A 14,222-nucleotide genomic window follows, 5' to 3' on the forward strand; every position below is an offset into this window, starting at 1 on the left:
ATTACGGATAAAATCTTTATGAAAACGGAAGCCCCGGCACTAGACCGAAGCACGACCGACAGGATCAACCCTCGCGGTTTTCCTTCTCGTATTTGGAAGGACACTTGGTAATCAGGGAGGTGGCTTTAAACAGCTTATTGCCGCCGACAAAAGTCCCTTCCACGATCACCTCGACCCCTTCTTTAAAGGTATCGGGAACTGCGCCGCTGTAGTCAACGCGGATAGTCTGTGAGCCTGCCTCTTGATCGGAAAGATCAAAAGAAACACCCAATCCACCGGCTTTAGACTCAATGTTCTGAGGCGCAACTTTACCAAAAAGCCTTGCTTGTCCCAGCTCGGCTTCATCCATGGCAACTGCCTCTGATACGTTGAGAAAATACACGCTATCCTGTGAAATACCTGAATATATCAGATATCCCAGCCCTCCGAGAAAAAGGATCAAGGCAGCAAAATATACGCCTTTTCCGCCTTTTTTGGCCATTCTCGTACTCCGTTTTATTTCGAAACGTCAGCGGAAGCATCTTCCTTACTGACGACCAGTTCTTTTCGTCTCCTGCGGGCAAGTTCTCGCATATCAACGACCTGATCGGTCTCGTCCACGATCTCGCTCCCGAGGATTTCTTCCATTACATCTTCAAGGGTAACAACCCCTGACATTCCACCGTACTCGTCAAGCACAACAAAAAGGTGCATGCGACTTTCGAGGAATTTAACCAACAGCTTATCAAGGGTTATGTTTTCCAGCGCAAAACGGACCGGATTCATCAACTCTGAAAGCTTTACATCATCATGGTCATCCGCAAGCGCTTCAAAAACAGAACGCCTGTAAATAACCCCGACAATGTCTTCAGGATCATCTCCTTCGTAAACAGGAATACGGCTGTGAGGCCATGCGCTGTATTTGACATGTGCCTCAGCTACGGTCATCTCGGCAGGAAGAGAGAACACCACAGTCCGGGGAGTCATAATTTGCTCAACAATCTTGTCGTCCAACGACAGGATGTTGGCAATTGAGAGGGCTTCATACGGTTTGATCGCCCCGGATCTCCTGGTCAAGCTGACCATAGCTCTTATATCATCTTCCGTGGCCTGCGGACCATCTCCTTTCCTATGAACAAGGCGAGAGAAAATACCACAGATCCAAATGACCGGAAGGAATATCCAAATTAAAATTTCCATGGGCCGAGCCAAAACCCGTCCCAGCGGTTCACAATAAACAATGCCGATAGTCTTAGGCAGAATTTCAGAGAGAATGAGAATGATGATAGTGAAGCCGAGGGTGAACCAAGGCAGGGTTTCCGCGCCGTACACAGTGGCCCATGCGGCTCCGGCAAACGCGGCTCCGGCAGTATGGGCAATGGTGTTAAGGGTAAGAATGGCAGTGATGGGCCTATCCACATTGGAGCGCAGCTTATGCAAAATCGCTCCGGACTTGTGGCCTTCCTTGCGCAGGGTTTCAATCCTGCTCCACGGAAAGGAGTAAAATACGGCTTCACTGACTGAACAGTAGGCAGAAATAAGTGTGGCAACACTAACGGAAAGTATTAATTCCAGCATTAAATTTTGAGTTAAAGTTATTAAATGACGCCATCCGGCATCTTTTTGATACTGGCATCAGTACCAGAAGGCAGATAGTGGCGCAATAGAAATAGGGCTAGTAAAGCCCGATTCCCTACGGTTTCGCTATAAAATAAAATTTTAAAATAAAACTAGCAAGAGTTCAAACAGTTAGAGCATAAAAAAAAGACATTGACCTTTTGGGCTTCACAACTAAAATATGCGCGCGATGCCAAACACAAATCACAAAGTAATATTCAGGCTCAGTGCCCTCGGAGACGTGGTCCTGACCACCGGACCAATTGAGTATTGGGCCAAGAAGTACAATTGCACCTTCACGGTCATTACCAAAATTTCCAGCAGCCCTGTATTAGAAAGTAATCCTCATATCACAAATGTCATCTGCCTTGATAAAAAAGATCTTGGTGATCTGGCATGGATTAAAAAAGCCGGTGAGATTGCTACTGAATACGAAGGCTGCGAGCTCATAGACCTGCACTCCACCCTGCGTTCCAGAATTCTTGGTGCACGGTGGAAAGGAAAGGTCTCACGCTACAACAAATTTTCCCTTGAACGCCGCATTTTCAAGGCGACTCGATCCGCAAAGCTGGACGACAAACTATCCCAACTGCGGGTCACCCAACGTTATGCCTCCGCCCTCGAAGAAAGTATACCGACTGCTTCCGAGCTGCTTCCCCGTATCTATCTGACTGAAGACGAAAAAAGCATAGCCCGCACACTAATTGAAGAACATGATTTGGGTAAGGACTTCATAGCACTGCATCCATATGCCACCCACCCGGACAAGGCGTGGCCTGCGGAAAACTGGCACACGCTCATCAATCTGCTCAATGAATCCGGCATAAAATGGACCATAATTGGTCGCGACGACAATGTTTTTGAGCCACAAGGACCGGGATGCAATTTCACCAGCCAATTACGATTACGCGAAACCTGCGCCCTGCTGGAGAAATCCGCATTGCTCATAACAGGTGATTCAGGGCCCATGCACCTTGCGGCTTCTGTAGACACCCCGGTGATCGCCATGTTCGGACCCACCTCGAAAGCTTGGGGATTCTACCCTGCCGGGCCGCGTGATGTTGTTCTGGAATCTGAAATGGATTGCCGTCCCTGTTCCCTGCACGGGAAGAGCAACTGCAAGAAAGACCGGGAATGTCTGCGGAAAATTAAGCCAGAAGATGTGCTTGAAAAGATTTTAGACTTGATGCGCTAACGCGCTATAAAGAATGAAAAGAGTTTGCCTTCGGCGCCCCTGCCGGGGGCCTTAAACCCTTTTCCAAAAGGGTTTAAGAAAACCAAAACGTTTCATTGGGCTTCGCCACTATTATTTCCAATATTTACTTATCTCAACAGCACGTTCCGCCATGCATTCTGCAACAGCTTTCGGAACCAATCCAGAGACATCCAGCCCTTTTTTCCACTCTTCGCGCACGAGAGTAGAACTGATTACAAAATCAAAATCTCCGATTATGTAAATCGACTTCCCGTCCTTTAGCTTCCAGATGTTATGCTCGGCCTGTTCGGCATCAGGAAAAATACTTTTCAACTTCTGCTCCATGGAACCATGATCCGCCACAGCTCTGCTAACAGCAACAATGTTGGCTAGCTCAGGAATTTGCTGCCAATCCTTCCAAGTCGTAAAAGCTTCCAACGAATCCTGCCCCATGATGAAGTAAAGTTCGGCATCGGGATAACGGCGTGCGGCCTCACGCAAAGAATCGATAGTATAAGTCGGACCGTCTGCGGAAATATCAATATCGCTACTTTCCAAGCCCGTACACCCCTCTACGGCTTTTTCCACCAATTCATAACGTAACGTAGCAGGAAGCATTTCGCTCTGCCCTTTATGATAAGGATTCCCTGCTGGAACCAACAGGATCTTATCAAGACCAAGACGCTTTCTAACCCCTTGCGCAACATCAATATGCGTAGAATGTACAGGATTAAAACTGCCGCCGAATAAACCTATTTTCATAAGAATGCCCACTCAAAAAAACAAATCCCACGCAATATTTAACGTGGGTAAAATTTAAATGCTCCTTATGCCGTAACGTACCCAGCAGCGAAGCTTACTAAAAAGTTTTGAAGGGATGGGGTCTGGGGAAGGGAAACTTTTCCAAAAGTTTCCCTTCCCCAGCCGCCGGAGGCAAATTTAATTACGTACATCCCAATTACCAAGCAAAACAAACTTAGTACTGGTAAGCTCAGTCGCTCCCATGGGGCCGTAGGAATGCAGCTTAGAGGTAGAAATTCCGATCTCCGCACCGAGTCCGAGCTGTCCGCCGTCGTTAAAACGGGTGGAAGCGTTAACCCCAACCATGGAAGCATCAACTTCGCGGATAAAACGCATGGCCCTTGCATGATCCTTGGTAAGGATCACTTCACTGTGATTGGAACCGTAGCGCGCAATATGATCCTGAGCTTCATCCTGATTGCTGACAACTTTCACGCACAGGATCAGATCGAGATATTCCATACCCCAGTCATCAAAATCTGCGGCAATGGCTTTTACGCCCAGCAAAGGCATGGCCCGAGGGCAACCTTTCACGGTAACACCGTAGCCTCCCAGCAAAGTACCGAGAGATGGCAAAATTTCTTTAGCAATATCTTCATGAACAAGCAGGCACTCCAAAGAATTGCAGGCCGCTGGCTTCTGAGTTTTTGAGTTCATGATGATGTCCATGGCTTCAGGGATTTCACAATCCCTATCCACATAAATGTGGCAGACACCCTTATAATGTTTGAGCACAGGCATGGTCGCCTGCGACACAACCGCACGGATCAGGCCTTCACCGCCGCGGGGAATGACAACATCAATGTATTCATCCAGCTTGAGCAGTTCGCTGACAGCCTCACGGTCAGTAACCTCTACAACCTGCACCGCTTCAGCTGGCAGATCGGCCTTACCAAGAGCTTTCTGCAACAGGGAAGCAAGAGCAAGATTGGAATGAATTGCCTCAGACCCACCACGCAGAATTACCGAGTTTCCGGCCTTGAGACAAAGCACGGCAGCATCAACAGTAACGTTGGGGCGCGATTCAAAAATCATCATGATCACGCCTAGGGGGATGCGCATCTTACCGACCATTATGCCGTTGGGACGACGTTCCATCTTTTCAATTTCGCCCACAGGATCAGCCTGTCCCGCAACCTCGTTACAACCCTGAATCATATATTCAAGTACTGCCGGGGTAATTTCCAAACGCTGCAACCGAGCCTGATCAAGGCCGCGTTCTTTGGCAGCATCCAAATCTTTTTTGTTCTCTGCAAAAATAAATTCTTTTTCCTGCTCCAGCAAACCGGCCAATTCAACTATGGCCGCGTTTCTTGCAGCTCCATCTGCACAGGCTATCTTACGGGAAGCTTCCTTGGCCTTCACGGCCACAGCTTTCATTGCTTCAAAATGGCTCATTATTCTACCTCAAAAACATTTATATTGACTTAAATATCATTTTTTCCGCCGATTGATTCTTTTTGGCTACTAAGGATATTGCAAAAAAGTCAACTACCATTTACCAATGATAGCCATCGGCAAGGGGTATTGATGAAAAACATATAAAATATTTTTTTCTTTTTTTGTCACCTTTTTCAACCACTTTAGCAATTAGTCTTAATTTTCGGCATGTTATTTTAAGATTTCGTTTTTGACCTTTTTGTCAGACTGCATTATAAAGCGCACTTCAACTTGTATAAAATTTTCATGGAGGCTTTCCTTTAAAATGGAAGAACAAAACAACACACAGGACATTCTGAATCAGGTTCACGAATCCACACCCGACACCCTGCATCCTCTGCTCGACTTCATAATCAAGAACGGGAAGATGATTGTAGCCGGGATAGCAGCGATTATTCTTATTGCCGGCGGAGTTTCCGGCTTCAAGTATATGAACCAGCAGAAAATGCTCAAAGCACAGAGCGAAATGGGAACTATCCTGATCAAGTTCAGCGGAGCAAAACAGGCAGAAGCTCTGGCCGCTTTTGAAAAAGATGCTCCCGCTTCCATGAAGCCCGCAGTGCAGCTCGCCCTTGCCAAGGCATGGATGGACGCCGACAGTTTTGCTGATGCAAAATCCGTATGGGCTGATATTGCCAAAACTTCTCCCATACTGGCACCTGTTGCCGGTCTCGGACAGGCTAAATGCTTGATGCTTGAAGATAAGGCAAACGAAGCAATCACTATCCTGCAAGGCCTCAAAGAGAGTGCAGGACCAGCATTTGCTCCTTCCATCAACAGACTGCTGGCTGATGCTGCGGAAAAATCCGGAAATATCCAGCTCGCAGTACAGGCTTATCAGGGACTGATGACCAGTTCCCCTCAAGAAGCTTCTTTCTTTGAGTTCAAAATCAAAGAACTCAAAGCGAAACTCTAAATTCAATACAGGCTGATCATAAGTGTACGACTATATGATCAGATGAGCAGTAAAACGGGGCTCCGGCATTAACCATAGGGGCCGGATCCCCGCTTAAACTCGCCAGTCGTGCGTTTGTGAACATTCTGTTAACCCCATGACCTAAGGAGCACATTCATGGCTCACCCACTTCTCAAGGACAGTCCGGGCATGAAAAAGTTGCTTCTCGGCAATGAAGCCATTGTCAGAGGCGCAATTGAAGCCGGTATTCAGGTTGTTACCTGTTATCCCGGCACCCCCTCCTCCGAAGTTCCGGACACTTTCTTCCGCCTTTCACCTGAAGGCGACTTCACTTTCGAATACTCGGTTAATGAAAAGGTCGCACTGGAAGTTGGTGGCGGAGCCACACTTGCCGGAGCAATGACCCTGACCACCATGAAGCATGTCGGCGTAAACGTTGCTGCCGACCCGCTCATGACTCTGGCCTACACCGGCACACCCGGCGGCATGGTTCTGCTTTCCGCAGACGACCCCGGATGCCACTCCAGCCAGAACGAACAGGACAACCGCTACTACGCACGCCTTGCTGGCATGCCTTGCCTTGAGCCATCTACCGCTCAGGAAGCAAAGGATATGACCCGCGATGCGCTGAACATGTCCCGCGAAATGTCCGCTCCGTTCCTGCTGCGCACAACCACTCGCGTCAACCACCTTCGTGGACCGGTTGAGTACGGCGAAGTTGCCAAGCTGGCACCTGCTGAAGGATTCAAAAAGAATCCGGCACAGTACGTGCCCATTCCGGCTTTTGCCCGCAGAATGCACGTAGACCTCCTCGAAAAACTCGAGAAGCTGCGTGAAATGGCGGAGACCTCCAGATACAACAAAGTTTCCGGCAACGGAAAAATCGGTATCGTAGCTTCCGGTATCTGTAGAGCTTATCTTGCAGATGCACTGGCTGATACCGGCCTTGCCGACAAATTTAAAATCCTTGAGCTGGGCTTCACTTATCCGCTGCCCACCAACATGCTCACCGACTTTATCTCCTCCGTGGAAAAAATTGTCGTTCTGGAAGAACTGGAGCCTTTCCTTGAAAATGAAATCAGGGTTCTGGCCCAGAAAAACTCCATTGCAGTTGAGGTTATCGGCAAAGAGAACGCCCTGCTGCCGCTGAACGACGAATACTCCACCCTGAACATCACCGCGATTATCCGCGAAGTTCTAGGAATGGAAGCTGAGAAGCTCGAGAACTGCACAGCCGAGGAAGGACTGCCCATGCGTCCGCCGAACCTTTGTGCCGGTTGTTCTCACCGCGCAGCATTCTATGCAGTTAAGAAAGTATTCGGACCCGATGCAGTCTGTTCGTCAGATATCGGCTGTTATACTCTGGGAATTCTGCCTCCGCTTAATGCGGCTGATTTCCTGCTTTGCATGGGATCATCCATTTCAGCAGGCTCCGGAGCATCCAAAGCTGCGGGCCAGACTGTAATTGGCTTTATCGGCGACTCCACTTTCTATCATTCCGGCATAACCGGACTGATCAATGCTGTATTCAACCAGCACGACATTCTGCTGGTGATCCTTGATAACTCCACAACAGCCATGACCGGGCACCAGCCCAACCCCGGTGTTGAAACCACTATGTTAGGTTCCAACCCGGCCCAAATTGACATGGAAGCTATCGTCAAGGGCTGTGGCGTAAACGAAGTCCGTACTGTAAGCCCTCTTAACCAGAAGGCTATTACCAAGGACCTTGAAGAACTCAAGGAAATGAGTGGTGTCCGCGTTCTTATTGCCAAGGACCCCTGCCCGCTTTTCGCTCGCCGTGTACTGCGCAAAAAGCCCGGCCGCACCGCTTACGTTGAGAACCAGAGTGACGATGTCCTTCGTGTAATGGAAGAGCTTGCTTGTCCTGCATTTGAAAAGACTGCGGAAGGCGTTGAAATTAACGAAATTCTTTGTTCCGGCTGTATGCTCTGCTTGCAGCTGACTAAAGATATTAAAGCCCGGAAAAGGAGCAGCTAATGGATACTAGGTTGCGTATATTCATGACCGGGGTCGGCGGACAGGGAACCCTGACAGCCACCAACCTCCTTGCACAGGCGGTTCTTGACTGCGGTATCGATGTCACTGCCGGAGAAATTCACGGAATGGCCCAGCGCGGCGGTGTTGTTGAATCCGCACTGCTCATCGGGCTGGCCTCCCCCAAAATAGGACATGGTGAAGCAGACGTCATCCTCGGCTTCGAGCCGCTGGAAACCCTACGCGCCCTGCCCTACTTGAAACCCGGCGGAACAGTGCTTTCCAGCACCGAATATGTTCCTCCGCTTTCCGTATGCACCGGAAAAGCAGAAAACACCCCCTTTGAAGTTATCAAAGAAAGGGTTGATGGATGCGCCGGAAAAGCATACTACCTGCCCTGCCAGAGTTTAGGCCTTGAAGCCGGAGCTGTGCAGAGCGGTAACATTGCTCTGCTCGGAGCACTCTGCGCCACAGGATGCATTCCGCTTAAACCGGAACAACTGGCTGAAACAATAAAATCAGCCATGAAACCGAAAATTGCGGATATAAACCTGAAGGCTCTGGAACTCGGAGTGAAGGCAGTTTCTTAAGTAAAATGATCGACAGCCGCATTATACAATGCGGCTGTCGACTTTTCTGAACAATCTATTATAATCGGGAGGACACTCCCGAAGCGCCAACAAAATTTTAGGCCGGAACCACGGAGCAGAAGAACGCTTCGACAAAGCTGAAATCTAAAAACAGCCTGGGCGGCACGAGTAAAAAAATGATTAGAAACGGACTGACGGAACGAGTGGACAATATCTATCTTTCAACTTTGAGTGAAATTCTTGATTCTGTAGCTCCCCATCACGATTTGGAACCCAGCCTCAATGCTATTCTTGAAGTTCTGTCCAAAGATCTCCATTTCCCGCGTGCATTCCTGGCCATTATGGACCCGGAATCGGAAAAACTGAAGCTATCAATTACCCATAGCCCCGCAAAAGACTACACCGCCACATACGCACCGGGCAAAGGTGTTGTGGGGAAAGTTTACGAAACGGGTGAATCAGTAATCATCCCTAGAATGTCGGAAGACAACCAGTTGCTGAACAAAGCATTCAACAGGTCGGAAGAAGAACAGAGAAAACTTTCTTTCATCTGCGTCCCTGTTAAAAGCACTGATTCAGATGGCAATCAGGAAGTTCTCGGCGCTCTGAGTGTCGATTCTCCCATTCTGCCCATGAATGATCTGCTCGAACACAAGCAATTTCTCGAAGTAGTTGCTGCGCTGATTTCCAATCAGGTATCCCGCTTACAGGAAGAAATGTCCCTGCAAGCACAGATGCTTTCTCAGGGCATGATGCCCGGAGCTGTGGACGTTCCTCCACCGGCCGACTTTGTGGCTACTTCCAAAAGCATGAAACAAGTGCTCAGACAGTCCCGGCAGGTCGGCCCCAGCCGCGCCACAGCCCTGCTGCGTGGTGAATCCGGTACCGGTAAAGAACTTCTTGCCGAAGCCATTCATTCATGCAGCCCCAGAAGAGATAAGCCGCTGGTCAAGCTCAACTGCGCAGCCCTTCCTGCTGAACTGGTGGAAAGTGAACTTTTCGGACACCAGAAAGGTGCCTTTACCGGCGCCTATCAAAATAAACGCGGTCTCTTTGAAATCGCCAACAACGGAACCCTCTTCCTTGATGAAATCGGGGAACTCTCCCTTGACGCACAGGCCAAAGTACTGCGCGCCATTCAGGAAAAGGAAATTCAGCGCGTAGGCTCAGAACAGCCCATCGCAGTTGATGTCCGCCTTATCTGCGCTACCCACCAGCCTCTGGAAAAACTGCTGCGCGAAGGCAAATTCAGGGAAGACCTTTTTTATCGCATCAACGTCTTCCCCATCTTCATTCCGCCTCTGCGTGAGCGTCGCGAAGACATCCTACCGCTGGCAGAAAAATTCCTCGATCTGTTTTCCGGGGAATACAGCAAGGAAATCAAACGAATCTCCAGCCCCGCAATCGACCTCTTTACCCAGTACCACTGGCCGGGAAACGTGCGTGAGCTGAAGAACTGCATCGAGCGCGCCGTGCTCATCTGCGAAGAAGAGGTAATCAGGACTTACCACCTGCCCCCAACCTTGCAGACCGCAGAATCCACAGCCACTGACACCTCCCTTTCCTTTGGTGAGGCTGTGGCTAAGTTCGAACAGGAACTGCTGGTGGACTCCTTGAAAAAGGCACGCGGGAACATGTTACAGGCAGCAAGAGACCTGCGGGTAAGCTACCGTATCGTCAACTACAAGGTCAAAAAGTACAATATTGACGTTAAGAAATACGCAGGCGCAAAAAAGAAAAAATAGAATATGCAAACTTTAAAGCACGCCGGAAAAGGCATTCTCAAGCCTCTCTTCTGCGCAGCTTTATGTCTGCTGACATTTATTATTATGGGTTGTTCCAGTGCTAAAAATGCACCGGAGCAACCCTTTGTCATTCCTTTTGACTCCGATCACATCACAACAGATAAATCCCTATCCGTATCCACTAAACTTTATCCTAATGGCGATGATGAACGCGACTTCAAAACCATCACCCATCAGGATTTCTACTTTGGCAACAAGAATTGTACTGCCAGCATACGTCTAATCTTAAACCGCAAAGCAACCGTAGACATGCCTGAAATCGGCGATTGGTCAACCGTATCCGTTGGCAACTGCTTAAGTGGTGAAAAAGGCGTAAACTGCTACACAGCGCACATCGACTGCCATCTGGTACGCACAACCTTCATTCCTACCGGAAAACGCAGTCTCACCGTGATCAGAGTACGCAACAGGGCGCGGGAGCCGCAGGAACTTTGCAAACAATGGGACCCGCACAACCTCAGCCCTGATCAGCAGGAAGAAGTTGAAACTTTCAACCTGACTTCTGATTCTTTGTTTAAATTTGAATAAGAATCCCAAAAACCTTCAATAAGCTTCGCATATAGCTTATTCAAACGTCACACAAACAAAGCCCGCAATATCGATCAAGATATTGCGGGCTTTGTTTGTCGCACTTTTAAATATACGGAGCGGCGAAGCCTAATAAAAGGTTTTGAAAGGGAATCCAAAGGGAAAACTTTTGCAAAAGTTTTCCCTTTGGCCCCCGGAGGGATTCTTAAATGGAATCGTAATCATACTCCTCATCGGAGACGATAACTGAATTGGACTTCCAAAGCTCTTCGGGATCGCCAAAATTCTTCTTGGCTTCACGGAATCCCATGTTGAATGCCTTGACGTTAATCTCCCTGATTTTCTCAGGAAGTACAGCCTCAAGATTCTTACGCATGGTCCGCTGCTGCGCAAAAGGAAGCAGGTAGGTTGCCGCGCCGAGAACAATAGTATTCATGGCCTGAGGCAATCCCAGCTTATCCTTGGCAAGCTTAGTGAAAGGCAGACCGATAAACTGGTTCACCGGAGGCTGCTTGACCAGATCAGTCTCGATCATGAGCAAACCACCGGGCTTCAGGTTGCGGTAATACATATTACACGCTTCCTGACTCAGGGCGATGAGCAGATCGACTGATTCAGCCTTGGGGTAACTGATTACCTCGGAGCTGATCACCAAATCGGAACGACTGGCACCGCCACGAGCTTCCGGGCCATAACTCTGGGTCTGGGTCACGAAATAGCCGTGCCCGAGAGCCAGACCAGATCCCATGACCTTACCAAGGGTCAGAATACCCTGTCCGCCAAGACCGGAAAGGCGAATTTCAAATCTGTCCAGAGGTTGATTTTTCATTACAGACCTCCCTGACAGTTTGCAGCCATTTCATAGAATTTTTCTTCCAGACCAGGCTCGTCCTTCTGTACGAACACGCCGGAAGGAACTTTCTTGGCTTTATCGGCTTCACTCAACTTGTTGTAGCGGTCAATGTCGATGACATCCTTCTTGAGCGTCTTATACATATCAACCGGAGTCTTGTACTTGTTCTTACGGCCGTACTGGGTATGGCAGGGAGTAAGAATCTCCACCACTCCGAAACCGGGATTGCTGATACCATCCATGATCATCTTATCGAGCTTCTTAACGTGGAAAACGGTTCCTCGGGCCACATAATTGGCCTTTGCTGCGGAACAGAGTTCCACACAATCAAAGCTCTGTTCCATCTGCCCCATTGGGGTAGTCATGGAGAAAGAACCGGAAGGCGTAGTCGGAGAGCACTGCCCCCCGGTCATACCGTAAATGTTATTATTGAGGATCAACGCGGTCACGCCGATATTTCTGCGCGCTGCATGAATCAGGTGGTTACCGCCGATAGCCATTGAGTCGCCATCGCCCATGACCACAATCACGTGCATGCCCGGCTTTGCCATCTTAATTCCGGTGGCGAAAGTGAGTGCACGACCATGAGTGGTATGTACGGTGTTGAAATCAACATATGCCGCCAGCCTGCCGGAACAGCCGATACCTGCCACCACGCAGACTTCGTCCTTGGAAAGGCCGAGACCGTGAATGGACCTGATCAGCGAGCCGAGCACGATGCCGTGCCCGCAACCAGCACAGAAAACGTGCGGAAACTTCTTGTTATGCCTTAAGTACTCATGAATGAGCTGTGTACCTTTCATATCAACCATGACTACACCCGTGTTAAGACTTTGAGGATTTCGGCGGGGGTAATGATCTGCCCGTCCACCTTATTGATGGTCCGCACACTTACCTGACCGTTATTGACCCTTTTCACTTCTCTTGACATCTGCCCCATATTCATTTCCGGGACAATGAGAGTATGGGCCTTGGCCATAACCTTCTCAGTTGCCTTTCTCGGATAGGGGAACAGGGTCGAAAGCTTGAGCAGTCCGGCCTTTACGCCGAGATCACGTGCCTGCTTTACAGCAAGTTCAGCGGACCGAGCCACTGTGCCGTAAGCGATAACAACAACATCCGCATCTTCAGTATCCACTTCATCTACCATCTGCACATCATGCAGGAACTGATCGATCTTGCGGAAAAGACGCTCGTTCAATTCGCGAACCTCATCAGGACGAGAAGTGGGAAATCCGTTGGTGTCATGGGTCAGCCCGGTAACATGGAAACGGTAACCGGAACCGATTGAAGGCATGGGCGGAACTCCGCGCACAGTCTCTTCATACGGCTTGTACCATTCCGGGGGCATAGTCGGGACAATGCGATTGAAGACCTCAAATTCATCCGGATTAGGGATGACGATCTTCTCACGGGTGTGGGCGGTAATTTCGTCAATGAGCAAAATTACCGGAGTGCGGTATTTCTCCGCCAGATTGAAAGCCTCAATAGTATTATCAAGACATTCCTGAACATTTGAGGCGGAAAGAACTATGATGGAATGATCACCGTGGGTTCCCCAACGGGCCTGCTGCACATCACCCTGAGCAGGGGATGTGGGAAGGCCAGTACTGGGACCACCGCGCATGACGTTGACGATTACAAGCGGTGTCTCGGTAATACATCCATACCCAAGATGCTCCTGCATGAGCGAAAAACCAGGACCGGATGTGGCGGTCATGGCTTTCCTGCCCGCCAGCGACGCACCGATAACCGAACCGAGTCCGGCAATTTCATCTTCCATCTGGACAAATGAACCGTTGGGAATCAGCGGCAATCTCTGAGCCATGATCTCCATAATCTCCGAAGAAGGAGTAATGGGATACCCGCCGTAAAAGGTACAGCCCGCCAAAAGCGCACCTTCGACAACAGCCTCGTTGCCCAGAGCGAAAATCTCTTTGTTTCTTTTTTTTCTAGGTCTGGCCATGGAAATTCACCTTATTCCTTTTTTTTACCGGAACCGGCTTTTTCCGCAGCACCGCCGGAAGCGGCGGGCCTGTCGGTTTTCCGGGCGGCCTTTTCAAGGACAGCCCTGCATACCGCAGGAATCTCATCATCAACCTTGGGACGAACCATAATTGCGAAATCCGGGCAATGCAGCTCACAGAATCCGCAATTTATACATTCATCCTCCCGGATGACGACCGCTTTACCCTGATCGTTCAATTCCATGACCTTTGCCGGACAGAAGGCTGCGCAGATGCCGCACCCCTTACACCAGTCCGGAAAAATCGTAACCGTGCTATTTCCCTTGCGTTTGACACTCATAACCTGATCCAGGTTGAGGGTGACTTAAAAACCCGTTTCGTAACTCCCCATGAAACGGGTCAACCTTGCCAACAGCCTCTGTAAATTTTTATTTTTACTAGGCCTAAATTCGGCCCTAGCATGGTAATACCGCACATGCAACAGGAAACAGAAGATTTGTGGCAATATTATAAAATAAGCACAACTTAATTGA

At 49.2% G+C, this 14,222-nt stretch carries 14 protein-coding genes; 6 read left to right on the forward strand and 8 right to left on the reverse strand.

The window, feature by feature from the left end; all coding sequences use genetic code 11:
- Window positions 1-64 precede the first annotated feature (64 nt).
- Both D0S45_01725 and D0S45_01730 read right to left on the reverse strand, forming a co-directional pair.
- The gene (locus tag D0S45_01725; protein ID TIH20085.1) at window positions 65-481 is read right to left on the reverse strand and encodes a cytochrome c maturation protein CcmE; all 417 of its coding nucleotides are present in this window, start codon (window positions 479-481) and stop codon (window positions 65-67) included.
- Window positions 482-495: 14 nt separating this feature from the next.
- Window positions 496-1,557: an HlyC/CorC family transporter gene (locus tag D0S45_01730; GenBank protein TIH20086.1), complete on the reverse strand. Its 1,062-nt coding sequence runs from the start codon at window positions 1,555-1,557 to the stop codon at window positions 496-498.
- Window positions 1,558-1,777: 220 nt separating this feature from the next.
- Between D0S45_01730 and D0S45_01735 the strand changes: the two genes are divergently transcribed.
- Window positions 1,778-2,791: a glycosyltransferase family 9 protein gene (locus D0S45_01735; GenBank protein ID TIH20087.1), complete on the forward strand. Its 1,014-nt coding sequence runs from the start codon at window positions 1,778-1,780 to the stop codon at window positions 2,789-2,791.
- Between the two features lie 111 nt (window positions 2,792-2,902).
- Here D0S45_01735 and nadD read toward each other — a convergent pair whose 3' ends face one another.
- Both nadD and D0S45_01745 read right to left on the reverse strand, forming a co-directional pair.
- Window positions 2,903-3,553: a nicotinate (nicotinamide) nucleotide adenylyltransferase gene (gene nadD / locus D0S45_01740; protein ID TIH20088.1), complete on the reverse strand. Its 651-nt coding sequence runs from the start codon at window positions 3,551-3,553 to the stop codon at window positions 2,903-2,905.
- Window positions 3,554-3,730: 177 nt separating this feature from the next.
- On the reverse strand, window positions 3,731-4,990 hold the full coding sequence (locus D0S45_01745) for a glutamate-5-semialdehyde dehydrogenase (GenBank protein ID TIH20089.1): 1,260 nt from the start codon (window positions 4,988-4,990) through the stop codon (window positions 3,731-3,733).
- A 307-nt stretch (window positions 4,991-5,297) separates the two neighbouring features.
- On the opposite strand from D0S45_01745, the gene D0S45_01750 reads away from it, so the two are divergent.
- From D0S45_01750 to D0S45_01770, 5 genes are all read left to right on the forward strand, one after another.
- Window positions 5,298-5,948, forward strand: a complete 651-nt coding sequence (locus tag D0S45_01750) for a hypothetical protein (GenBank protein TIH20090.1) — start codon at window positions 5,298-5,300, stop codon at window positions 5,946-5,948.
- A 156-nt stretch (window positions 5,949-6,104) separates the two neighbouring features.
- Window positions 6,105-7,949 (forward strand): indolepyruvate ferredoxin oxidoreductase subunit alpha, encoded by a 1,845-nt coding sequence (gene iorA / locus D0S45_01755; protein TIH20091.1) that lies wholly within the window; start codon window positions 6,105-6,107, stop codon window positions 7,947-7,949.
- The gene (locus tag D0S45_01760; GenBank protein TIH20092.1) at window positions 7,949-8,536 is read left to right on the forward strand and encodes an indolepyruvate ferredoxin oxidoreductase; all 588 of its coding nucleotides are present in this window, start codon (window positions 7,949-7,951) and stop codon (window positions 8,534-8,536) included. The genes iorA and D0S45_01760 overlap by 1 nt, the downstream gene beginning before the upstream one ends.
- Before the next feature lie 176 nt (window positions 8,537-8,712).
- Window positions 8,713-10,281 carry a GAF domain-containing protein gene (locus D0S45_01765; GenBank protein ID TIH20093.1) on the forward strand — a complete coding sequence of 523 codons (1,569 nt, stop codon included), beginning with the start codon at window positions 8,713-8,715 and terminating at the stop codon, window positions 10,279-10,281.
- A 3-nt stretch (window positions 10,282-10,284) separates the two neighbouring features.
- A complete protein-coding gene (locus tag D0S45_01770; protein ID TIH20094.1) occupies window positions 10,285-10,869 on the forward strand; it encodes a hypothetical protein in 585 nt (194 codons plus the stop codon).
- A 205-nt stretch (window positions 10,870-11,074) separates the two neighbouring features.
- On the opposite strand, the gene D0S45_01775 is transcribed toward D0S45_01770, so the two are convergent.
- The 4 genes from D0S45_01775 to D0S45_01790 are packed head-to-tail and all read right to left on the reverse strand — an operon-like array spanning window position 11,075 to window position 14,029.
- On the reverse strand, window positions 11,075-11,698 hold the full coding sequence (locus D0S45_01775; GenBank protein TIH20095.1) for a pyruvate ferredoxin oxidoreductase: 624 nt from the start codon (window positions 11,696-11,698) through the stop codon (window positions 11,075-11,077).
- Window positions 11,698-12,534 (reverse strand): 2-oxoacid:ferredoxin oxidoreductase subunit beta, encoded by an 837-nt coding sequence (locus D0S45_01780; protein TIH20096.1) that lies wholly within the window; start codon window positions 12,532-12,534, stop codon window positions 11,698-11,700. Before D0S45_01780 ends, D0S45_01775 begins: the two co-directional genes overlap by 1 nt.
- A 2-nt stretch (window positions 12,535-12,536) precedes the next feature.
- The gene (locus tag D0S45_01785) at window positions 12,537-13,688 is read right to left on the reverse strand and encodes a 2-oxoacid:acceptor oxidoreductase subunit alpha (protein ID TIH20097.1); all 1,152 of its coding nucleotides are present in this window, start codon (window positions 13,686-13,688) and stop codon (window positions 12,537-12,539) included.
- Between the two features lie 11 nt (window positions 13,689-13,699).
- Window positions 13,700-14,029 (reverse strand): 4Fe-4S dicluster domain-containing protein, encoded by a 330-nt coding sequence (locus D0S45_01790; GenBank protein TIH20098.1) that lies wholly within the window; start codon window positions 14,027-14,029, stop codon window positions 13,700-13,702.
- Window positions 14,030-14,222: the final 193 nt, after the last annotated feature.

The sequence above is a fragment of the Marinifilum sp. JC120 genome (assembly GCA_004923195.1).
Taxonomy (GTDB): Bacteria; Desulfobacterota; Desulfovibrionia; order Desulfovibrionales; family Desulfovibrionaceae; genus Maridesulfovibrio.

Coding starts and splice junctions, on each gene's coding strand:
- D0S45_01725 (TIH20085.1), bottom strand. CDS start 481: ATGGCCAAAAAAGGCGGAAAAGGCGTATATTTTGCTGCCTTGATCCTT.
- D0S45_01730 (TIH20086.1), bottom strand. CDS start 1,557: ATGCTGGAATTAATACTTTCCGTTAGTGTTGCCACACTTATTTCTGCC.
- D0S45_01735 (TIH20087.1), top strand. CDS start 1,778: ATGCGCGCGATGCCAAACACAAATCACAAAGTAATATTCAGGCTCAGT.
- nadD (TIH20088.1), bottom strand. CDS start 3,553: ATGAAAATAGGTTTATTCGGCGGCAGTTTTAATCCTGTACATTCTACG.
- D0S45_01745 (TIH20089.1), bottom strand. CDS start 4,990: ATGAGCCATTTTGAAGCAATGAAAGCTGTGGCCGTGAAGGCCAAGGAA.
- D0S45_01750 (TIH20090.1), top strand. CDS start 5,298: ATGGAAGAACAAAACAACACACAGGACATTCTGAATCAGGTTCACGAA.
- iorA (TIH20091.1), top strand. CDS start 6,105: ATGGCTCACCCACTTCTCAAGGACAGTCCGGGCATGAAAAAGTTGCTT.
- D0S45_01760 (TIH20092.1), top strand. CDS start 7,949: ATGGATACTAGGTTGCGTATATTCATGACCGGGGTCGGCGGACAGGGA.
- D0S45_01765 (TIH20093.1), top strand. CDS start 8,713: ATGATTAGAAACGGACTGACGGAACGAGTGGACAATATCTATCTTTCA.
- D0S45_01770 (TIH20094.1), top strand. CDS start 10,285: ATGCAAACTTTAAAGCACGCCGGAAAAGGCATTCTCAAGCCTCTCTTC.
- D0S45_01775 (TIH20095.1), bottom strand. CDS start 11,698: ATGAAAAATCAACCTCTGGACAGATTTGAAATTCGCCTTTCCGGTCTT.
- D0S45_01780 (TIH20096.1), bottom strand. CDS start 12,534: ATGGTTGATATGAAAGGTACACAGCTCATTCATGAGTACTTAAGGCAT.
- D0S45_01785 (TIH20097.1), bottom strand. CDS start 13,688: ATGGCCAGACCTAGAAAAAAAAGAAACAAAGAGATTTTCGCTCTGGGC.
- D0S45_01790 (TIH20098.1), bottom strand. CDS start 14,029: ATGAGTGTCAAACGCAAGGGAAATAGCACGGTTACGATTTTTCCGGAC.